Annotated in this window: 13 protein-coding genes; 8 read left to right on the top strand and 5 right to left on the bottom strand. The window is 46.1% G+C overall.

The window, feature by feature from the left end; genetic code table 11:
- Nucleotides 1-150: 150 nt before the first annotated feature.
- The 4 genes from DYADSP32_RS22155 to DYADSP32_RS22170 form a co-directional block, all read right to left on the bottom strand.
- Nucleotides 151-573 (bottom strand): hypothetical protein, encoded by a 423-nt coding sequence (locus DYADSP32_RS22155; RefSeq protein ID WP_149240715.1) that lies wholly within the window; start codon nt 571-573, stop codon nt 151-153.
- Nucleotides 574-908: 335 nt separating this feature from the next.
- Nucleotides 909-2,489 carry a RagB/SusD family nutrient uptake outer membrane protein gene (locus DYADSP32_RS22160; RefSeq protein ID WP_149240714.1) on the bottom strand — a complete coding sequence of 527 codons (1,581 nt, stop codon included), beginning with the start codon at nt 2,487-2,489 and terminating at the stop codon, nt 909-911.
- Nucleotides 2,490-2,520: 31 nt separating this feature from the next.
- Nucleotides 2,521-5,697 carry a SusC/RagA family TonB-linked outer membrane protein gene (locus tag DYADSP32_RS22165; protein ID WP_149244720.1) on the bottom strand — a complete coding sequence of 1,059 codons (3,177 nt, stop codon included), beginning with the start codon at nt 5,695-5,697 and terminating at the stop codon, nt 2,521-2,523.
- 560 nt (nt 5,698-6,257) lie between these two features.
- Nucleotides 6,258-7,349, bottom strand: a complete 1,092-nt coding sequence (locus tag DYADSP32_RS22170; RefSeq protein WP_149240713.1) for a Gfo/Idh/MocA family protein — start codon at nt 7,347-7,349, stop codon at nt 6,258-6,260.
- Between the two features lie 306 nt (nt 7,350-7,655).
- On the opposite strand from DYADSP32_RS22170, the gene DYADSP32_RS22175 reads away from it, so the two are divergent.
- From DYADSP32_RS22175 to DYADSP32_RS22205, 7 genes are all read left to right on the top strand, one after another.
- Entirely contained in the window at nt 7,656-9,686 is a 2,031-nt protein-coding gene (locus DYADSP32_RS22175; protein ID WP_149240712.1) for a DUF3857 domain-containing protein, read from the top strand.
- Between the two features lie 15 nt (nt 9,687-9,701).
- Nucleotides 9,702-11,639, top strand: a complete 1,938-nt coding sequence (locus tag DYADSP32_RS22180) for a DUF3857 domain-containing transglutaminase family protein (protein WP_414617974.1) — start codon at nt 9,702-9,704, stop codon at nt 11,637-11,639.
- A 161-nt stretch (nt 11,640-11,800) separates the two neighbouring features.
- Nucleotides 11,801-12,724, top strand: coding sequence for a dihydrodipicolinate synthase family protein (locus tag DYADSP32_RS22185; protein WP_149240710.1), 924 nt, complete (start codon nt 11,801-11,803; stop codon nt 12,722-12,724).
- A gap of 196 nt (nt 12,725-12,920) precedes the next feature.
- Complete coding sequence (locus tag DYADSP32_RS22190) at nt 12,921-14,396, top strand: aldehyde dehydrogenase (NADP(+)) (RefSeq protein WP_149240709.1); 1,476 nt, start codon at nt 12,921-12,923, stop codon at nt 14,394-14,396.
- 106 nt (nt 14,397-14,502) lie between these two features.
- A complete protein-coding gene (locus DYADSP32_RS22195; protein ID WP_149240708.1) occupies nt 14,503-15,504 on the top strand; it encodes a 4-hydroxyproline epimerase in 1,002 nt (333 codons plus the stop codon).
- Between the two features lie 433 nt (nt 15,505-15,937).
- Nucleotides 15,938-17,188 carry an FAD-dependent oxidoreductase gene (locus DYADSP32_RS22200; protein WP_149240707.1) on the top strand — a complete coding sequence of 417 codons (1,251 nt, stop codon included), beginning with the start codon at nt 15,938-15,940 and terminating at the stop codon, nt 17,186-17,188.
- A gap of 214 nt (nt 17,189-17,402) precedes the next feature.
- The gene (locus tag DYADSP32_RS22205; protein ID WP_149240706.1) at nt 17,403-18,842 is read left to right on the top strand and encodes an amino acid permease; all 1,440 of its coding nucleotides are present in this window, start codon (nt 17,403-17,405) and stop codon (nt 18,840-18,842) included.
- Between the two features lie 416 nt (nt 18,843-19,258).
- On the opposite strand, the gene ribD is transcribed toward DYADSP32_RS22205, so the two are convergent.
- On the bottom strand, nt 19,259-20,338 hold the full coding sequence (gene ribD, locus DYADSP32_RS22210; RefSeq protein ID WP_149240705.1) for a bifunctional diaminohydroxyphosphoribosylaminopyrimidine deaminase/5-amino-6-(5-phosphoribosylamino)uracil reductase RibD: 1,080 nt from the start codon (nt 20,336-20,338) through the stop codon (nt 19,259-19,261).
- A gap of 92 nt (nt 20,339-20,430) precedes the next feature.
- Here ribD and prmC point away from each other — a divergent pair, with 92 nt between their 5' ends.
- Nucleotides 20,431-21,294: a peptide chain release factor N(5)-glutamine methyltransferase gene (gene prmC / locus DYADSP32_RS22215; protein ID WP_149240704.1), complete on the top strand. Its 864-nt coding sequence runs from the start codon at nt 20,431-20,433 to the stop codon at nt 21,292-21,294.
- Nucleotides 21,295-21,318: the final 24 nt, after the last annotated feature.

Genomic DNA, 21,318 nt, shown 5'->3' on the forward strand with positions numbered 1-21,318 from the left:
TCGCTCTAAATTACACGATTGCACTTGAAACCTGAATCTGCGCCACAAACTTTTTAGCATTGACATAGTGCTAAAATTTATTTATTATCCATGTCGTTCGAAATTTGAAGTCAAGATCCAATCAAAATTACCAATAATTACCAACTTGATTTATTCAAGAATTATGTACAAGTTGTTTGAATTGCTCTTCAATTCATCAAATTCGGTTGCTTTTACTCTATTTTCAATAATCTTATCAACCTTTCCCTGAATTATGTAATAACCTGTGTTATAATTCAAGAAAATATCACCCTTATTATTGCAAGTAAACACGGCCTCCAAGACGGAGTCAAATCCACTCATATTTTTATCGATGATACAATTTTGAGGTATGGACTCTTCGGTATGTTTTCCATAAACAAAAGCTACCCCGCGCTCTTTAATGTTCGAATATTCGATTTGAGTTAAATGCACCTCTCCACAGAACTTTAACTGATAATGGGTTAATTTGTATGTCGGCCGCAACATAAGGTACCAGCCGAGAATCCCTAGAATTAAAGTATCTATTACGACTATCCAGTTTTTTGGGTTCATATTTTGTTTACTTTAACGAGCTGGTTTTGATGGCCTCCACCTTGAGCCTCTTGAAAGGCCTGAATCCAAAATATTTGTCTATTTGTACTAACTCCTGCCGAAATTGCGCCATAAGATAAGGGATTTTTCCCTTCCCAGGCATATTGTTTGAAAAGTTAACACCAGTAAACAACTTTCAAAATCACCAGGCCATAGCGATCAAAAACTCCTCTTCTTTTTAGTACCTGGAACCCTTTTTTATCCTCGATAATGGTAATGTGGATCACAACTCGTTTAAAAAACAAAAAGGCCACCCGGAATCCCGGGCGGCCTTTTAGGTAACTATTTAGTTTAGATTAATATCCAGGATTTTGGGTCTTTAAGCCCGGGTTGTTAAGCATTTCCTGTACACCAAGTGGGAACAGCAAATGTTTCGCTTTTAGGGTGGCACCTGTACTGATGTTCAGGTTCACGTGGCCTTCGAAGTTGTCAAATGTTTTGTTGGTTTCGTTGAAAACCTTACGGAGGCGAACCATATCAAACCACGTTATGCCTTCGTAGGCAAATTCGTACCAGCGCTCTCTCCAGACAGCTTCGCGGAATGTTGCTGCTGAAAATGTACCCAAAGCAGGTGTGGTGAGTTTGGCACGGTCACGGATCTTTTTGTAAGCATCGTAGGCCTCCTGATTTGGTCCGCCTACTTCATTCTGGGCTTCTGCATAGATCAACAACACCTCGGCATATCGGATCAGGTTTACATTCAGGTTATTCAATTTGGTAGGCGTAATACCGGGTCCACCCAATGCAGCAACGTTAAAATACTTGAATACATAAGGAGCATCCAGGCTGAATTCAGCCCCGGTACCATTTGTATAGTATGAGGTGTAGAACCAGCCCTCCTGGTTTTTGGTGCGTAAATCACCCGCCTCATAAGAATTGTAGAACGAAAGCGTTGGCACGGTACTACCCGTTCCACCCGGTCCATTAAAGGTAACAGCCTTGAAGTTAGGAAAGAAATCATTCAAGGGGAAGCCACCAACACCAGCGGCAGATGCATTGTACTGAATCTGGAACATATGTTCCACCCTGTTTTTAAGGTTTTCCTGGCGGAGTTCCTTGTAGGTTGGGAAAAGATTGAGCAAAGTTGGATTTGCCTTCGCATAGGTAATGACCTCAAATGCTTTGTCCGCAGCGAGCTTGTAGTAGGCTGCACCTTTGCTCAGCGGGAATCCAGCCATGGTCAGGTATACTTTAGAGAGCAAGGCTTTAACCGCCATTTGTGTTGCACGACCATTCACGTCGGTCAAAGGAAGGCCCGCCGATTCTGCTCTTTGCAGATCTTCAATGATCAGTTTATAAACTTCCTCCTGAGGAGCGCGTGTTGCAAAGAAATCTTCGGATGTAGCAGTTTGCGGTTTGGTAACCACAGGAACATCTCCCCATAGCCTAACTGCATAAAAGTACCCAAGGGCGCGCAGAAAGGATGCCTCACCAAGCAACTTGGTTTTCTGTGCCTCGGTTGCCGGTGATTTGAATTCGATGGTCGGAATTTTGTCCAGAGCGAGGTTTGCATTAGCGATTAAGCGATACAAACCATTCCACCAGTTTACAACATGCCCGGTATTCCCATCATAGGTGAGGGAATAAAGGTTGTTGAGATCCGAATTCTGGCCCGTTTGAGTAGATGCTGTTCCGGTTACGGCCTCCAGCATCTGCCAGTTGGCGGAGAAGATACCTGCACCATTTCCGTAAAAGCGTAAGTCTGCATAAGTCGCCGCGATGGCAGCTTCGGCATGATCAGGTATGGTGTAGAAGCTCTCGGGCGTAAGATTCGCTGGATCTTTTTCATCCAGAAAGTCGGAGCAGCTCGTTGGGCCAAGCAGTATAGCACCGCAAAGGAGCACTTTTCCTATATTTTTCAAATGATATAACTTCATATTAAATCTATTTTATATAACGATTTGTTCATTAAAACGCGATCTGTAAACCAGCCAGGTAAGTGGATGGTTTAGGATACCCATGCCAGATCATACCTTGTGAAAACACGTTGTCTCCATCTCCACCGCGAATAGGTGTCATTTCAGGATCGCCGAAAGGATATGGGGTTAACAAAAAGAAGTTCTGAGCCGAAACATACACTCTCAATTTGCTCAACTTGATCTTGCTCACAAGTTCCGATGGGAAATTGTATCCCAGCAAAAGGTTTCTGCCGCGAAGAAAGGATCCGTCAAAAATCCAGCGCGTGTCTACGTTGGTTACATAGCCAGCCTTGGTGTCACGCAACTGAGCGATTGGCGTATTTTGATTGGTCGGAGTCCAGCCATTCAATACCGTTGTATAGCTGTTGGCCAGGGAAACACGGTCCTCACTAGCGTGCAGGTTCATGTCCATCACGTCATTGCCATAGGAGAACTGAAGGTCAAGGGTCAGATCAAAATTGCCATAACGAATGGTGTTGGCAAGTGTACCCCAGCCTTTTGGACTGCCGTTTCCTATGATGGTGCGATCCGCGTCGGTAATGGCTTTGTCACCGTTAAAGTCTTTGTACTTGATGTCACCTGGCAACATTCTGAACGCACCACGGTAGGTAGTGAATTGGGCAGCCTCGTCTCTTTCTGCCTCACTCCATGTTCCCAGTCGGGTAAGTCCCCAGAAAGCACCCGCAGGTTGTCCGATCCGGATCACGCTGGTGGGGTTGGTGATACCTGGTCCACCCACGTTGAAGATATCAGAAGGTGTAGCAAGAGATAATACTTTATTTCTGTTGAAGGAAATGTTGAAGGTAGTATTCCAGCTAAAGTTTCCTCTTTCCATGTTCGTCGTATTCAAGGCCAGCTCAACGCCCTTGTTTTCCATGGAGCCAACGTTCTTACGGATGGTGCCATAGCCACTTGTACGTGGAACGGGCGCATCCAGAAGCATGTCAGTGGTTTTTCTGTAATAGTAATCTGCTTCAAGTGAGATTCTGCCTTTCAGGAAGCTAATCTCAAGACCTACATCGCTCTGTGCTGTTTTTTCCCATCTCAAATCCGGGTTAGCAAGCCTGTTGACACCAGTTCCGCCAACCCTTGTATCGCCATAAACGGTAGCATATCCTGAGCTAAGCAGGGAGAGTGAGGAGTATGAAGGTATTTCAGAGTTACCTGTTAAGCCATAGCTTGTCCTTAATTTCAAGTTGGAGATCAGTGAATTGGCTTTCAGGAATTCTTCGTCAGAAACTTTCCATGCAAGGGCAGCAGATGGGAAAAATGCAAACTTGTGGTTTTCTCCAAATTTAGAGGATCCATCAGCCCGGCCGGTTACAGTGAAAAGGTATTTGTCTTTCAGGGTGTAGTTCACACGACCAAAGTAGGAGTTGAACGCGAAACGTGATGCGCCTGAACCCACAGCTGGCAGGGTAGCACCCGCCCCAAGGTTGTTGTAACTGAAATAATCCGTAGAAAAGTTACGGACACTGGCGTCGGTGGTCTCGATATTGGTTTCCTGCCAGGAGATACCAAGCAATGCATTGATCGCGTGAATACCGTTAAAAGTTTTGTTGTAGGTCAGGTAATTTTCGAAAGACCAAAAAAGCTCCTTACGGTTATTCTTACTTGCAGTACCGGATTCACCAATGCGTAGCGTACGTGTTTCAGACTGGTTTATTTCGCGACTAAGTACGTTGATACCCAGTACAGAACGCATTTCAAGGCCCGGAGCCAGGGTAATATTGGAGAACAGGCTACCGAGTGTAGTCTGGGTGTTTTGTATATATTTACGTCCCATCAACCGGTGTACGGAGCTAAATGCACCTTCTGCACCTGGAAGGTCCCTGTTGTTGGCATAGGTGCCGTCCTTATATTTTACAGGAAGAAAAGGAAAATCCTCCACCATCTGACGTGGAACAGCATCGTTGATATCTACCAGGTTTTCGCTTTGATAATTGTAGCTCAGGGTAGCACCGATCTTCAGCCATTTTTTCACCTGATCGTCGATGCTGAAACGGGTTGAATAACGTTTCAGGAAAGAAGTTTTGAGCAATCCCTGATCATCCCGATAGTTAAGGGACAAAGCATAAGTAGTCTTCGTGTTGCCACCGCTGAAACCCAATTGATGATTCTGTGATAAAGTATTCTGAGTGGCTTCTCTGAACCAGTCTGTGTCATAATTGGGCGCGAAAGTTCCGTCTGGCCGAACTGTGAAAACCTCAGGGTATTTGGCCTGTAGGGCTGCACGGCGTATTTGCGGGTTGTGCGATGCATAACTTCCCGCAGCCCATCCGGCTGGATCATAAATCGCCATGTTTTTATAAGAAAGGTCTTCTACGTCCATATACTGCTGGGCGTTCAGTACGTCGGCTCTTTTTGGTCCGGCAGTAGGCACACTCAGGTCCAGATTATAGGTAATCTGACCTTCGCCGGCTTTCCCTTTTTTCGTGGTTACCAGAATAACGCCATTGGCACCTCTGGCACCATAGATTGCAGTCGAAGAAGCATCTTTCAAAACCTCAACCGATACAATATCGTTCGGGTTGATGTAGTCGATTGCCTGGCTTTGCTGGTTCTGGTTTCCCTGTGGCAACATGACGCCATCCACCACATAAAGCGGGTTGTTGGACGAGTTGATAGAGCTGAAACCACGAATCCGGACATTACCACGACCACCCGGACGACCGGAGTTCACGTTAACCTGTACCCCGGAGACTTTTCCCTGTAAAGCCTGGTTAAGTGAGGGAGAAGGCCGCTCTTTCAGTTCCTGTTCCTTCACAGAGCCAACCGAACCTGTCAAATCCGATTTCCTGGCAGTACCATAACCGATCACGACCACTTCACTCAGTGCTTTGGTGTCGGATTCTATTGCCACATCCAGCGTGGAGCGATTTCCCACTTCAATTTCCTGGCTCAAATAGCCTACAAAGCTGAATACCAGAACTGAGGAGTTTCCGGCTACCTCAAGGGTATAGTTCCCTTTTTCATCTGTTACGGTTCCTATGCTTGTGCCTTTAACTACAACGTTCACACCTGGGAGGCCTTCGTTGTTGGCTTTGTCGGTTACACGTCCTTTAATAGGTCTGTCTGCTATCTTAACGCTTGCAGTTTTTACGTTTGAGGCCAGCACACTGGCATCGGCGCTGACGGTGAGTACTGTTACCAGCAGCAGGGGCATAAACTTTGACAGTGCGTTCCTGGATCGGAGCGCACCCGTTAGAGTAACGTTTGTTTTCATGTATTAAAATTTAGGTAAAGTAGGTTATCCGCCATTGTGACGGGATATTAGAATGGTTCAATCGTAAGCGGTTCTATTTCATTGGCATAACGTGGTTAAGATTAAATTAACTATTAATTCTATTTATTATTGGTATAACACAATTGGTTTTTGGTTGTAGAAATAGAGTAACGAAATTTTCGAGATCTGAAAATTGAAAATTGGTGTCGGGTTACTTATTAAAGGGTCAAGGAAGTCTTCTGCTATTCCTGCGAAGTAATGGCAATATTAGAACAAAATAAATTAATATTCGAATGCAACTTTAAGAAATTCCTTAAGAACTTAATGCAAACGTTTGAAATAATGAAACAGCTTGCAAAAATCGGTTACAACGGTGTATTGTTAATTTTTAGATAATATGACAGGAATCAGAATACGTGATTTGTAGCTCCCCGGCGGGACGTAAAAAGAAAAAGGCCACCCCGCAGGATAGCCCATTTATACGCAAATGAAGTGAGGCCTTAATCCAGGTCCACCGTCCTGCCGGTACGTACGGATTCGTCGCAGGCGAAAGCGATCTGCAGACTAGTCACGGCGTCCTGCATGTGATCAGTAAGATCAACATCTTCGGTGATGGCTTTTAGGAAATAACGTTGCTCTCGGTTACATAACTCCTGATGATCAGGCTCGTCCGTAAGGTTGATCCAGGTATCTTCGTTTGCAAATTCGTCCTTGTCATTCAAGGCGGCATGATGGATGCGTATGGATTCGGTTTTCGTGTGCGCTTCTATGGAGGATGATTTTCCGGCACCACCTGCATCTTTGGCAACGATGGAAACGGAGCCCTTCGGCCCAATGACATCCTTTACAAAAAATGCTGTTTCGCTGATCATCGGTCCCCATCCGGCTTCGTACCACCCCACGGATCCATCTTCGAACCAGATCTGTAGCTGCCCGTAGTTGTAATTGCCCGCAGGGATCTCTTCGGTAAGTCGCGCTCCGATTGCGTTTACACGTAAGGGTTTGGAGCGGGTCATCTGGCACATCACATCTATGTAATGGACACCGCAATCGACGATCGGGCTGAGACTGTTCATCAGGTTTTTATGCACGCCCCACATGTAGCCGTGACTTTGCTGATTCAGGTTCATACGCATTACAAGCGGTTTGCCCAGGTTCTGAGCTTCTTCAACGAATCGTTCCCAGGACGGATGGTGCCTCAAAATGTAGCCAACTACCAGTTTTTTACCCGCTTTATTGGCGGCATCCCTCACATTTTTTGCCCCGGCGACGGTAGCGGCAATGGGTTTTTCAATAAACACATGCGCACCTGCTTCGAAGGATTTGATCGCAAATTCTTCATGGGTATCAGGGTAAGTAGATATGCACACGGCGTCTGGTTTGGTCTCTTTCAGGGCAGATTCAAAATCAGAAAACAGCGGATAACCCCCTCCAAGTTTTTCATTTAATACTTCCTTGCTTTTTCCAGTGGAAACAATTCCGCAAATTTCAAACCCGTCGATCAGTTGATAAGCCGTTGCATGTGAAGCGCCCATGTTTCCGCAGCCTACAACAAGAACGCGGATTGATTTTTCATTTTGAGAAGATGACATAATGAATAGTTAATGTTTGATTTTAGGTGTTCAGGAATTTTAATGGCGTAGGCACGCCACTTTTATTTTCAAAAATATGCATTAAAATCTGTTTAAAACAGGAATTGAACATTTATCCAAACTAAGAATACTGCCTAACCATTCCTAGAGCCAGGATCACGCCAGGCATGCATTCCAGTATACTATACGTTAAAAATACTATGTAAGTCATTGAATAATAATTAATTGGAATTTTGGCTAAAATAATTTTTTTGTAAATTAAAATAATACGTGCAACTATGTAAAAACTTACCCTCTTGATACAATATGCTTTTCCACAAATTCATCTCTGTACCCATCGGGAGAAGGCTCCCGATTACCTTGTTCATCCTATTTTTTGCCACATCTTACAGCCCTGCCCAGGACGACTACAAGCCCAAGCTGGGTTTTGTCGAGCGCGAAGCCCTTGTAATGGATGCTTATCCTGGTGACAGCACAGCAGATGCGGTGGTTTTGTACGACTTTGCAGAAGTTAAGTTTCATTATGATGACCACAAAGGTTTTATGATGACCACGCAACGTTGGGTGAGAATCAAAATTCTCAAGGAATCGGCCCTGGACAGGGCGTCGATAAGCCTCAAATACATTAATGCCACCACGGCCTCGAAGAGTGAGTTCATTAGCGACATGGAAGGTTATACGCACAATATGGTGGATAACCGGATAGTAACGACGAAGCTGGATAACAAGACCATTCAAACTGAGAAATTGTCGGAAGATTACCGTACACAAAAGATCAACCTGCCTCATGCCAAAAAGGGCTCTGTTATTGAGTACTCCTACATGTTGAATTCGCCGCTTATGGCGCGGATTAAGCCTTCAACATGGAACTTCCAGACTTCTATCCCCGTGAAATGGAGTGAATACAAAATAGTCATTCCGCATTTTCTAGATTATAAGATGACCATGGGTGGCTACCTTACGCTTTCCATTAATGATAACGAGAGGGTGAATGTAAGGATGGGTCATTCGAAGTTTGATGGACCCGGACTAAGTTACCGGTTTGTACTCAAGGATGCACCGGCATTTAATAAAGAGCCATTTATAACCACTCCGGACGACTACCTGTCCAAGATTAGTTTCGAGCTTCAAAGCATATCCATCCCGGGAGAGCCGATCAGGCATTTTTCTCAAACCTGGGATCAGGTAGATGAGACACTTGTGGAGGCCGCATGGTTTGGGGCAGAGTTAAGAAAAAATGTATTCACGAAAGAGTTAAAAGAGGAGTTTTCCAAAAAAGCAAGGGATTCAACGCAAAAGATGCATCTGGCCTATGCCTATCTTCAGGCAAATATGAAATGGGATGGAACCGCCGGATTAGGGTATGATGGCGGTATTAAAAAGGCTTTTGAAAACAAGAAGGGTAGCGCTGCGCAAATAAACATGCTCCTGATCAATCTGCTCCGCGAGCTGGACATACCATGTGAACCTGTGGTCTTGAGTACCAGGGCGCATGGTCGGGTATTGGAGCACATTCCTTCGCTGGAATCTTTTAATTATGTCGTTGTCCGGGTTAAAATCGGAGGCAATGAATATTTGCTCGATGCATCGCAGGCATTTGCCAAACCGGGCATGCTGCCCGAGCACGCCCTCAATAGTCTGGGTCGTGTGATTCCCAGAAAAGGGAAGGGCTATTTCATCCCATTAAAACCACGGGAGTTCAAGTCGAAACTGGAATTGATCGATGCGGAACTAATACCCGATGAAGGAACTTTGAAGGGTACGTACAGCGCCTCGTATGGTGGCTACGATGCACTGGATTGGCGTGAGACCTATGCGATGGAACCTGAGCAGGTTTACCTGGATGCATTTAAAAAAAGATTTACTGACTGGAAAATTGATAAACTTGCTGTTTCTAATAAAGTAGAAAAGCTGGATGCCGTGGTCGGAGTAAAGTGTGCATTTGAAATTGAAGATGAAAATGTAGTGCCCGGCGTTTTTTATTTCAATCCGATTCTGGCGGGGCGTATGAATGAAAATCCATTAAAATCGCCGGAACGCATTTTCCCACTGGATCTGGCAACAGGCTTTACATCTTCCTTCATCGGTAATTACAAACTACCCGAGGGCTATTACCTGGAAGAGATCCCGAAGGCGGAGATCATAACACTGCCTGAAAAAGGGGGAAGGTTTCTATATCAGGTAAAGCAAACCGGTAATGTGATCCAGGTGAACAGTTCCATGGCTGTGAATAAGCTGATGTTCATTCCGGAGGAATACGGAGCACTGCGGGAGTTTTTTGAACGCGTTGTCCAAAAACATGCGCAGCCGCTTGTCATTAAGAAAAAAGCGAATTGATACTCCATGAATGATATGAAAGCCTGTTTCAACTTTATATTTCTGCTGGCCTGTATTTTGGTGTCGGCCATTCCTCCAGCTTCTGCGCAGAGCGCCTATGGTGTGTCAAGTATCGATCCAAAGCTAATGGAAGGAGCGAATGCTGTTTTAAGAACGGACGAGACTTTTTTCGAGATCAAATCCAAAGCAGAGGCGGTCATGACCCGCCATTATGTGGTCACCATTTTAAATGAAAAGGGAGAAGAGGAGTACAATGAGCCCGTGGTGGGCTACGATAAGTTTACCAGAATTATGGACATAGGCGGAAGTATATTCGACGCCTCCGGAAATCAATTGAAAAAACTGAAAAACGCCGATATAAAAGATTACGGCAATTCGGTTTCCGGGGATAATATCACCGATAATCGATTTAAAATGGCAGATTTCGGGAAAAAAAGTTACCCATACCCGTACACCATAGCGTTTAGTTATCAGACCAGGGAACGCAACATGATGTTCTACCCAACATGGTCACCGCTCCGGGCTTCGAAAACGGCTGTGGAGAAATCCACTTATAAGATCAAAGCTCCGGCAGGGTTTAAGTTCAGATATAAAGAGTACAATGGTGTTTCGACCGTGCAAAAAACGACTGATGCGGACGGCAATGATATTTACACCTGGCTCATGGAGAAGGTGCCTGCTGCGCGTGAAGATAGTTATCCGTTGTATTCAGGTGATTATAAGCCAATGGTCATTACCGCACCGTTTGACTTTGAGATTCAGGATTATCAGGGGAATTTTAATAGCTGGGAAGATCTCAGTAAGTTTTATTACACCCTCAATGCCAACCGGGATGCGTTGCCGCCTGCCACGGTGGCTGAAATTCAAAGTTTGATAAAAGATGCTAAATCAGATCGGGAAAAAGTATTACGGATATACAAATGGATGCAGGCGAGGTCACGGTATGTGAGCATTCAGCTTGGAATTGGCGGCTGGCAAACCATTGACGCCAATACCGTTGCCGCCAAGGGGTACGGGGATTGTAAAGCACTCACCAATTTTACCCTGGCAGCCCTGAGGCAAGCAGGGATCACTTGTTATGCAGCGCTGATCCGGGCTGGGGAGGAAGCCAAAATTAAAGCGGATTTCCCTAGCAGCCAGTTCAATCACGTCATTGCATGTGCAGTTTTGGCAAAGGATACCATGTGGCTGGAATGCACCAGTCAGACCAGCGAAGCCAATTTTATGGGTACGTTTACAGGTGGACGGCCTGCTTTACTTGTCATGCCCCAAGGGGGCAAATTGGTTTCAACCCCCGGCTATGGGGCGCATCAGAATGCACGGATGAGCCGAACGAAGGTGAACCTGGACGAAACCGGGAATGGGCAAATCGAGGTGAGGACGCTGTACACAGGCTTGCAGCTGGAACCGAGGAAGGGGCTCATGCTTGGTTATTCGAAGGAGGAGCAGAAGAAATGGCTGACGGACCATGTCAATTTGCCCAGCCTGGATCTTTTAAATTTTGAGCTGACCGAAGGAAAGGGTAATGAACCATGCATGATTGAAAAGCTGAATATGGATGTCAGAAACTGTGCGACCAAAACAGGTACGCGCCTGTTCGTCAAAACAAGTTTACTGACACGACCACTTGAGCTGCCCGAGAGCAGTGAGAGAACTACAGATTTTTATCTTCCTTTTTCGGATTATGCATTCACCGATGTGGACACCATATCCTACCAGATACACCAGAAATATAAACTTGAAAGTGGGTTGCCAGCCTTGCGTTTGACTTCCATTTTTGGAAGTTTTGAAACCAAAACCACTTTTGAGAACCATCAACTGGTGGCCCAAAGGAAAATCATTTTGAATGGCGGGCGATATGCGGCCTCCGACTATCCCGCCTGGATTGACTTCCTGAAGAAGGTGAGAAAGGCTGATCGTTCGCAGGTGGTTTTTGTAGAGCATAAAGAATAGATACTTCCATGGCGTACGACACGAGGTGGTCCTGATAGCTAAATTATTTTTTTTCGCTGCCAAAATCGTCTCATAATTGACTGCCTTCGGAGCGGTTTGATTCCGCTTCATTGCTACCTTTGGTTCACAAAACGACATTTTAATTTAACATTACTCAATATATGGACAAGGAACTTTGGCAGGGGATTTTTCCTGCACTGGTAACACCCTTCAAGGCTGACGACACGATCGATTTTGCACTTTTTGGCAAGAATCTGCAGGCACAGGTTGATGCCGGGATTTCGGGTGTGATCGTGGCAGGCTCTCTGGGGGAAGCCAGTACGCTTACAACGGATGAAAAATACGACCTGGTAAAGTTTGCAAAAGGGATCCTTCCCGGTAGCATGCCAGTTGTATTGTGCATTGCAGAGCAATCCACGGCTGTGGCGGTAGCGATTGCCAGGGAGGCAGAAGTAATCGGAGCAAACGGCCTGATGGTATTACCCCCGATGCGTTACAAAGCCGATGATGACGAAACAGTAGCCTATTTTACTGCTATTGCCAATAGTACTTCTTTGCCCTTGATGATCTACAACAATCCGGTTGATTACAAGATTGAGGTAACCCTGGCCATGTTTGAAGAACTTGCCAGTATCCCGAATATTCATGCCATCAAGGAATCAACACGGGATGTGAGCAATGTAACCCGTTTGTTTAATCGCTTCGGGGACAGGTTCAAGATTTTCTGCGGGGTGGACACATTGATTATGGAGGAAGTGATGCTAGGGGCTGATGGGGTTGTAGGCGGCCTGGTGGATGCCTTTCCAAAAGAGACTGTTGCCATATTTAATCTTGTGAAGGCGGGCCGGTATCAGGAGGCGCTTAGTATCTATCGGTGGTATTTGCCGTTGCTTGAGCTGGATATTCATCCGAAACTGGTTCAGAATATCAAACTGGCAGCTGCTCAGATGGGGATCGGTTCCGAATATGTAAGAGCTCCTCGTATGGTTCTAAAGGGAGAAGAAAGAGCGCGCGTTTTGGCGGTTATCCAGGCTGCTATCGAAACCCAGCCCGCTTTGCCTGATTACCTTAATCTGGCATCATGAGTTTCTGTTGGCTGACCGGCGGGGAAATTTGGCAAGATTCAGATACCAGGTCCACGGCTTGGTCTTGTAATGGTAATTCAATATGGACGTATTTTAAGAGCCTGTTTAGCTACTTTTTCAGTATTATTTATGATTGCAGCACTTTGCGTGCGATTGCAATGTTCAATAAAACAGGTAATCAGAAAGATCAAAAAAAATGAGTTCAAAACAAGAAATTGAGAATATTTTAGAACAGGCGCAGCAAGCTTTTGCAGCAATTGAAAAATTGGGTATCAGCAAAAGAGTGGCTTTGATGCGGACTGTGGCGGATGAAATAGAAGCATTAGGTGCCGAATTGATTACAACCGCGCAGGACGAATCACACCTTCCTGAGGGACGCCTCGTTGGTGAAAAAGGACGTACCATATTTCAGTGGCGCAGTTATGCCGATGCACTGGAACGTGGAGATTCACTATCCGTGAGTATTGATACGGCAAATGCAGAGCGGACGCCACCAAAACCAGATATCCGGAAAACGAGTGTAGGTCTTGGGCCGGTTACGGTTTTTGGTGCAAGCAACTTTCCATTTGCATTTTCGACCGCAGGTGGGGATACCGCAAGTGCCATTGCCGCAGGCTGTCCGGTGATTGTGAAGGCGCATCCCGGGCATCCCAAAACCTCGCAGATCATGGCCGATGCAATCACGCGTGCCGTTGAAAAAAGTAACTACCCGAGTGGTACTTTTTCACATGTATTTTGTGAAACCTATGAAGAAGCACAGCTTCTGGTAAGCCATCCCATTGTAAAGGCGGTTGGTTTCACAGGTTCAAATAAAGGTGGTATGGCGCTGGTTGAGGTAGCAAACAGGCGTCCGGATCCTATTCCGGTGTATGCGGAAATGGGCAGTATCAACCCGGTTTTCCTGATGCCTGGCAAACTCAAAGCATCCGCAGCTGAACTGGCCAAACAATATGTAGGTTCACTAACATTGGGTGTAGGGCAGTTCTGTACCAATCCAGGTCTGGCTATTGGTGTGCAAGGTCCCGAACTGGACCAGTTTATTGAAGCGTTTCAGGAGGAGATACTTAAAGCCGTTCCTGCGCCCATGCTCAATGGAGGTATAGCAAAGAGTTATCTGGCCAATCGGGAAAAGCTGCTTGGGCAGTCCGGAGTAGATACTGCGGCCGTGGCTTCGGCAGAGGCTGCTGAAGGCTGTGGTGCTGCAACGGTTGCTGTTGCCCTGGGCGTTGATTTTCTGATCAATGATGCTTTGCAGGAAGAGGTATTTGGTCCGTTTGCTTTGATCGTAAAATGTAAGGATGCGGATGAGCTACTGGCAGTTACCGAGAAAGTGCATGGACAACTTACCGCGACACTCCTGGCGACCAACGAGGACCTGGCCGCACACAGTGAGTTGCTGGCGGTCATTCAGAACAAATGTGGACGCATCATATTCAATAATTTCCCCACGGGTGTAGAGGTGTGTAAATCCATGCACCACGGAGGCCCGTTCCCTTCGTCGAGCAACGTTCAGTTTACTTCGGTTGGATCCGACTCCATCAAGCGCTTTGTACGTCCGATCAGTTTTCAGAACTGGCCCGATGCGTTTTTGCCGGTGGAGTTGCAAAACAGTAATCCGCTGGGTATCTGGCGTACCGTAAATAACGAATTGACAAAAGGGGAAATAAGCTGATTGTAAGGTAATCCAGTTTTGTGAAAATTAGAGAAGTCAACTTTTGGAAAGTTGACTTCTCTCAAAATACAAATAATCATCATCGCTGAAAACCAATATCCGTTTTATGCGTAAGACTTTTTTCTGTATCGATGCCCACACTTGTGGAAATCCGGTGCGGCTGGTGGCCGGGGGAGGTCCATTGCTGCTGGGAAACAGCATGATGGAAAGGCGTCTTCATTTTCTGAACGAGTACGACTGGATCAGGAAGGGGCTGATGTTTGAGCCACGGGGGCATGATATGATGAGTGGCAGCATTTTGTATCCGCCCATCGACCCCGCGAATGACATAGGTGTGTTGTATATCGAAACCAGCGGCTGCCTACCCATGTGTGGACACGGGACGATCGGGACCGTAACCATCGCCATTGAAGAAGGACTGGTAACGCCGAAAATTCCGGGTAAACTGAGGCTGGAAACACCGGCGGGATTGGTTTTAGTAGAATATAAACAGGAAGGAAAGAAGGTTGTATCAGTTAAACTGATCAATATTAAATCGTTTCTCGCTGCTGAAAAGTTAACGGTTGAATGCCCGGATCTGGGCCTGTTAACAGTAGATGTGGCCTATGGCGGTAATTTCTATGCCATCGTTGACCCTCAGAAAAATTTCGGCGGACTTGAAAATTATACAGCGGATCAACTGATCAGCTGGAGCCGCGTGTGCCGGAAGCGGATGAACGAGCAATATACTTTTGTGCATCCCGAAAACGAGCATATCAACGGATTAAGTCATTTCTTGTGGGCAGGTGCGGTTTTGGATCCTTCTTCAACTGCTCGCAACGCCGTTTTTTATGGCGATAAGGCTATTGACCGCTCCCCGTGTGGAACAGGTACTTCCGCCCGGATGGCGCAATGGCACGCGCAAGGCAAACTCAAAAAGGGAGATCAGTTTATTCACGAGAGTATCATTGGGTCCAAATTCACAGGCACGGTTGAAGAGGAGGTTACAATAGGTGATAAACCTGCGATTATTCCAGGCATAGAAGGCTGGGCCGTGGTTACAGGCCACAACACCATATTTATCGACGATGAGGAAGATCCTTACGCGTACGGGTTTCAGGTTTTGTGAAAAGCTATTGGCTGTTAGCTTTTAGCGAAGAGGGCTACATTATGGGCATTGATATCACTTAAACGCCGAAAGGTTAGATGGTATTTAAACAGGTTTGCTGTTGGCTCTTAGCTAGTGACTCCAGACTTGGGTCTTGGCAATCCTAGTACCCCGGGGAGGGTTAGATTCTCCAAACAATGGTACTCCATAACTAAGAGGCTTCTCGCAGAATTGACAACACACTATAACCTGATGAGGCAACCCTGAAAAGGATTGAATCCCTATAACCAGGGGTTTTAACCCCTGGAAGGAGGATAATACCGGAGCCCACAACCCTGAAAAGTGTTGAATAGTGAATCTTCTGCCAAGCCGGCCCACACAAATAACCAGTAAGTAAAGTTTTTCGAAATCGGCATTAAAGCTATCAGCCAAAAAATAGCTAACAGCTCAAAAAATGAAAGGTAAAGCAGTCATTATCGGAGGGGGAATTATGGGATTGGCTTCGGCCTATTACTTGCTGAAAAGCGGGTGGAAGGTTACGTTGATCGGTAAAGGGGATTTATCAGACAATTGCTCACATGGCAATGCGGGCATGATTGTCCCCAGTCATTTTATTCCGCTTGCTGCTCCCGGTATGATATCCAAAGGGATCCGATGGATGTTCAATAGCCGTAGTCCTTTTTATGTAAAACCGTCCCTGGATCTTTCGCTTATATCCTGGGGGCTGAAATTCATGAAAAGTGCCACCAAAGCCCATGTGGAGCTTGCAGCCCCTTTCCTCAGAGATTACCATTTGCTAAGCAAGCAATTGTACGAGGATCTTTCCAAAGAAGCCGGCTTCGATTTTGGTTTTGAAAAGAAAGGCATACTGATGCTCTACAAAACGGAAAGAGCCGGTGAGGAAGAAATTCATGTCGCAAAGGATGCGCAAAAGCTGGGACTGGACGTAGAAATGTTATCCCGAGCGCAGGTTCAGGCCATAGAGCCGGGCATTAAGCTGGATGTGGCGGGTGCGGTTCACTATCATTGTGATGCACACTTGTATCCTTCTGCACTGATTTCACAATTGCTAAACCAAATCAAATCCCATGGTGCCGAGGTAATTTTGAACGCTGAGGTCGCGGGCTATAACATTCAGGCAGGTGAGATAAAATCGGTTGAAACAGCAGATCGAAAGGTTGACGGGGATGTATTCATCATGACGGGCGGTTCCTGGTTGCCTCAGCTGGCTAAGCTGGCCGGGCTTTCTATTCCGGTTATGCCAGGGAAAGGATATTCTTTTATGGAGTCTAATGCTGAAAATCCGATTGAGCATCCGGCTTTGCTGATTGAGGCCCGTGTTGCAGTAACGCCCATGAACGGACAGGTTCGGTTCGGTGGCACTATGGAGCTCGCTGCAATAAACGGTCAAATTAATATGAACAGGGTGGAAGGTATTGTGAACGCCATTCCTCAGTATTATCCTGAGCTTCAGATCGGGTTGCCGGCAAAAGAGCGGATATGGTTTGGTTTCAGACCCTGTTCTCCTGATGGGCTGCCGTATTTAGGTTATAGCAAAAAATTGAAAAACCTCATTGTGGCTGGTGGGCATGGCATGATGGGACTCAGCCTGGGACCGGCCACAGGTAAGATTGTGGCAGAGCTGGCGGACCGGACTTCACTTTCTGCGGACATAAGCCTTTACGATCCTGAACGGTATAGCTAAGGCTCTGTGGAGCAAATTCTGGCCATTACACCATAAGGGCACTAAATGGCGGCATCATTCTTACAGCGAAAACAGTCGGAAATGTCTAGTGAAAAAGGCAGTCATTTTGATTGAGGTTTTCGTTTGGATCAAAAAAGTAAGCGGGTTTTACGATTTCAAATAATGTTTGTAGCTTACAGCTGCAAATGCGCTTGCATTAATCCCAGATCCACTTATGCCAAAAGATTTTACAGTTGAAACTACTGCTGAAAACACTTCCTTTAAATCCTCATTAGGCCTTGTTGACGCCACGATGCTTGTGGCGGGCAGTATGATCGGATCCGGAATATTCATTGTAAGTGCCGACATCACCCGAAACACTGGAAGTGTGGGCTGGCTGATGTTTGTGTGGGTGATTACCGGTTTTATGACCCTCACCGCTGCCCTCAGTTACGGCGAGCTGAGTGCTATGTTTCCCAAAGCAGGTGGCCAGTATGTTTATCTGAAGGAAGCCTACAATCCGCTGATCAGCTTTCTATACGGATGGAGTTTCTTTACGGTCATTCAAACAGCCACCATTGCAGCAGTGGCCGTGGCATTTGCCAAGTTTACTGCTTACCTATTTCCCATGTTTAGCGAAGACCTGGTGGCCATAGACCTGGGTTTTCTCAAAATTTCGCCAGCCCAGCTGCTGTCACTGGTATTGATCATCCTGCTGACGTCTATAAATACTCGTGGGGTCAATGGTGGTAAAATCATTCAAACCACCTTTACTTTTACCAAATTGCTCAGCCTGCTGGGCTTGATCGTTTTCGGCCTTATTTTGATGAAACCGGAAATCTGGAATGCCAACTGGGAGGCATCGGCAATTTGGGATATGCACAAGCTGAACATAGACGGCAGTATCGAAACCTATACCACCATTGCCGCCTTTGGTGCCATTGCCGCATCCATGGTCGGATCGATTTTTAGCAGTGACGCCTGGAACAATGTTACTTTCATCGCGGGGGAAATTAAAAATCCGCAGCGAAATATTGGGTTAAGTCTGGCATTGGGGACCATCATTGTCACGGTCGTTTACCTTTTGATCAACGTCACCTACACAGGTGTGTTGTCCCTGCAGGACATAGCAGCCTCCGATAAAGACAGGGTGGCCGTAACAGCCTCACAGGTTATTTTTGGTGGAGCAGGAACGATCATCATTGCGGTCATGATCATGATTTCCACCTTTGGATGTAACAACGGCTTGATCATGTCTGGCGCGCGCGTGTATTATTCGATGGCGAAGGATGGCCTTTTCTTCAAAAAAGTGGGTGTGCTGAACAAAAATTCCGTCCCTGAGTTCGGACTGTGGATACAGTGTGTGATCGCCTGTCTGTGGAGCCTGAGTGGGAAATATGGCAACCTGCTGGACATGATCTCTTTTGTAGTGGTGGTGTTTTATATGTTGACCATTGCCGGAATTTTTATACTCCGTAAAAAGAGACCCGACGCGCCCCGGCCTTACAAAGCGTTTGGATATCCTTTTCTTCCTATTCTTTACATCATCATGGGTATTGCCTTTTGTGCATTGCTGATCATTTTCAAACCGGAATATACCTGGCCCGGATTAATCATTGTGCTGTTGGGAATACCGGTGTACTACATGGTGGCTAAGAAGGAGATTGTTGCTTAGTACCAACAGGGATTGGCGTTCGGGCGCGGAAACGCAAGGAGAAATGGTCATTTTTATGTACAAAAGTATATCAAGGAACTGCCTTTGAATTAGACCTGAACCGGCCATTTTGACAAATTGCTTTTGTGCTTTTATTCAGGATTAATTTTCACAATTTTGTTCTCACGCAAAACCACCAATTCGCCTTTTGGGTTTTCTTAAATTCCAAAAGCTTTTGATAAACCTTTTCAAGTCCTTTTAGAATTTTTTTTCGTCTGAATTTCAATTGTGGTCATTGTGCTTTTTTTAATAGGTTAAATTTCTCAGGATTTACAATATTTAGTAAACCTTCAATTCACGCGATCATTTTAAAACACCGCCCCGAGCATAAAGCAGTGCCTCGTTCTTACTTTTGACAAATCGGGGATAAAAAATAGTTAGCCGTTGACCCCATGCGGTACGTAATAACTCCATAGATCATCCTGCACTTTTTCCGAGCCAGTCAGTATGCCGGTAAATGAGGGGGCTGCAACACCGCCGCCGGTGACCATATTTCCCTGGCATCTTCGGATTTCATCCCAAAAGCCGGCTTCAATAAATGATCTTAGCAGGGTCAATCCGCCTTCTACCAATACGGATTGTATGCCACGCTTGGTAAGTTGCCGAAGTTGCTCGATCAGTTCATCGGATCCGTTTTGTATCTTGAGATAGGCAATTTTTTTATCATCCGTGTAGCGCTCAGGAAATTCGGGTGATTCGGTTTCCTCCTGGTAATTGACCACGATGGTCTGTTGACTGTGATCAAATAAACGAAGTGTCTCGGGTAATTGCAGGTGTCGGTCCATCACAATCCGCACCGGGTTTGTTCCTTCCCAGTGCCGTACGTTCAGCTTTGGGTTATCATTGGCAGCGGTGTTGTAGCCAACCATAATGGCGTCCTCTTCGGCGCGCCATTTGTGCACGCGCATATTCGAGAGCGGGCCGCTGATCTTAATCTGTTCACCCGTTTTGCCCGTCAGGAAACCATCGGCCGTTTCCGCCCATTTCAGGATAATATACGGCCTGTGTTTACCTATTTGAGTGAAAAAACGTTTATTTAACTCCAGTCCGATCGGGGCCAAAATATCAGACATTACCTCAATGCCTGCGTTTTGGAGTGTTTTGACACCGCGACCTGCTACCAGCGGGTGGGGGTCTCCGTTGCAAATGACTACGCGTTTCACTTGCTTACGAACGAGCAGATCTGCACAGGGTGGCGTTTTGCCTGTATGGGAGCAAGGCTCAAGCGTAACATAGACCGTTGACTCCGGCAGCAGGTGTGCATTGCCTCGCTTTTCTGCATCTTCGACGGCATGTACTTCAGCATGCGGGCCCCCATAATTGCGGTGCCAACCTTCGCCTATAATTTTTTCCTGACTCACAATCACGCAACCCACCATGGGGTTGGGGCTGACGGTCCCCCGGCCATATTCTGCAAGCTGTAAAGCTCGCTCCATCCATTGCTCATCGTTGCTCATAAGGCAAAAATACAAAGCTCCTTTCAAACTCAGCTTTCGGGTGTTCTTATAATTTGCTAACTTTCCGATCTCAGATAAAACTTAACCAAATAATGACTTCGGCACGTCAACTATATCAATATATTCTTCGTGGAATAAAAGTGTATCCGGAAAAAGAAGCGCAGGCAATCAGTTTCATGTTATTGGAACATTATATGCGTTTAAGAAATATCGATGTGTTGGTTGACAGACCCATTGCAGAAACATCTGCCCAGCCGGATTGGGATTCAATAATTGCACGCCTTAACAACAATGAACCCGTTCAGCACATTATCGGCTCCACCGAATTTTGCGGGTTGGAATTCAGGGTTTCGTCTTCGGTATTGATACCACGGCCCGAAACGGAAGAGCTGGTAAGGATGGTGACCCGGGATTACGCGGAGCCCGAAAAAGGAATATCAATTCTGGATATTGGGACCGGGAGCGGTTGCATTGCCATCGTACTCGCCCGATTTCTCCCACATGTATCTGTCCACGCCTGGGATGTGTCCGATGAAGCGCTTTCCGTTGCCCGCGAAAACGCCAGACAACTTATTGCCGATGTGCAGTTTGCAAAGCAGGATATGCTCGACGTGACATTCCCGTTGCCCGGTAATATCATACAATTCGATTGCCTCGTAAGTAACCCGCCTTACGTAACCTATTCCGAAGCGGAGCACATGCTTCCGAATGTATTGCGTTTCGAACCGCACGAGGCCTTGTTTGTAGAAGACAGCGATCCGTTGTTGTTTTACAAAGCCATTGCGGACTTTGGCATTCATCACCTGAAAAGCGGCGGTAAATGTTATGTGGAGATCAATGAGCATTTTGGCTCGGAAACCAAAAAGGTATTTGATGAACGTAACTACAAAAAAGTAGAGATCTTACGCGATATTCATGGTAAGGATCGGTTTGTGAGAGCTGTATGGATAAAATAGGCGCTTTGTGATTAAAATTTTTGC

It is taken from the genome of Dyadobacter sp. 32 (assembly GCF_902506755.1).
In the GTDB taxonomy this organism is placed as follows: domain Bacteria; phylum Bacteroidota; class Bacteroidia; order Cytophagales; family Spirosomataceae; genus Dyadobacter.

Excerpts from the sequence above, each read along its gene's own strand:
- DYADSP32_RS22155 (WP_149240715.1), bottom strand. The coding sequence starts at position 573 with ATGAACCCAAAAAACTGGATAGTCGTAATAGATACTTTAATTCTAGGG.
- DYADSP32_RS22160 (WP_149240714.1), bottom strand. The coding sequence starts at position 2,489 with ATGAAGTTATATCATTTGAAAAATATAGGAAAAGTGCTCCTTTGCGGT.
- DYADSP32_RS22165 (WP_149244720.1), bottom strand. The coding sequence starts at position 5,697 with ATGCCCCTGCTGCTGGTAACAGTACTCACCGTCAGCGCCGATGCCAGT.
- DYADSP32_RS22170 (WP_149240713.1), bottom strand. The coding sequence starts at position 7,349 with ATGTCATCTTCTCAAAATGAAAAATCAATCCGCGTTCTTGTTGTAGGC.
- DYADSP32_RS22175 (WP_149240712.1), top strand. The coding sequence starts at position 7,656 with ATGCTTTTCCACAAATTCATCTCTGTACCCATCGGGAGAAGGCTCCCG.
- DYADSP32_RS22180 (WP_414617974.1), top strand. The coding sequence starts at position 9,702 with ATGAAAGCCTGTTTCAACTTTATATTTCTGCTGGCCTGTATTTTGGTG.
- DYADSP32_RS22185 (WP_149240710.1), top strand. The coding sequence starts at position 11,801 with ATGGACAAGGAACTTTGGCAGGGGATTTTTCCTGCACTGGTAACACCC.
- DYADSP32_RS22190 (WP_149240709.1), top strand. The coding sequence starts at position 12,921 with ATGAGTTCAAAACAAGAAATTGAGAATATTTTAGAACAGGCGCAGCAA.
- DYADSP32_RS22195 (WP_149240708.1), top strand. The coding sequence starts at position 14,503 with ATGCGTAAGACTTTTTTCTGTATCGATGCCCACACTTGTGGAAATCCG.
- DYADSP32_RS22200 (WP_149240707.1), top strand. The coding sequence starts at position 15,938 with ATGAAAGGTAAAGCAGTCATTATCGGAGGGGGAATTATGGGATTGGCT.
- DYADSP32_RS22205 (WP_149240706.1), top strand. The coding sequence starts at position 17,403 with ATGCCAAAAGATTTTACAGTTGAAACTACTGCTGAAAACACTTCCTTT.
- ribD (WP_149240705.1), bottom strand. The coding sequence starts at position 20,338 with ATGAGCAACGATGAGCAATGGATGGAGCGAGCTTTACAGCTTGCAGAA.
- prmC (WP_149240704.1), top strand. The coding sequence starts at position 20,431 with ATGACTTCGGCACGTCAACTATATCAATATATTCTTCGTGGAATAAAA.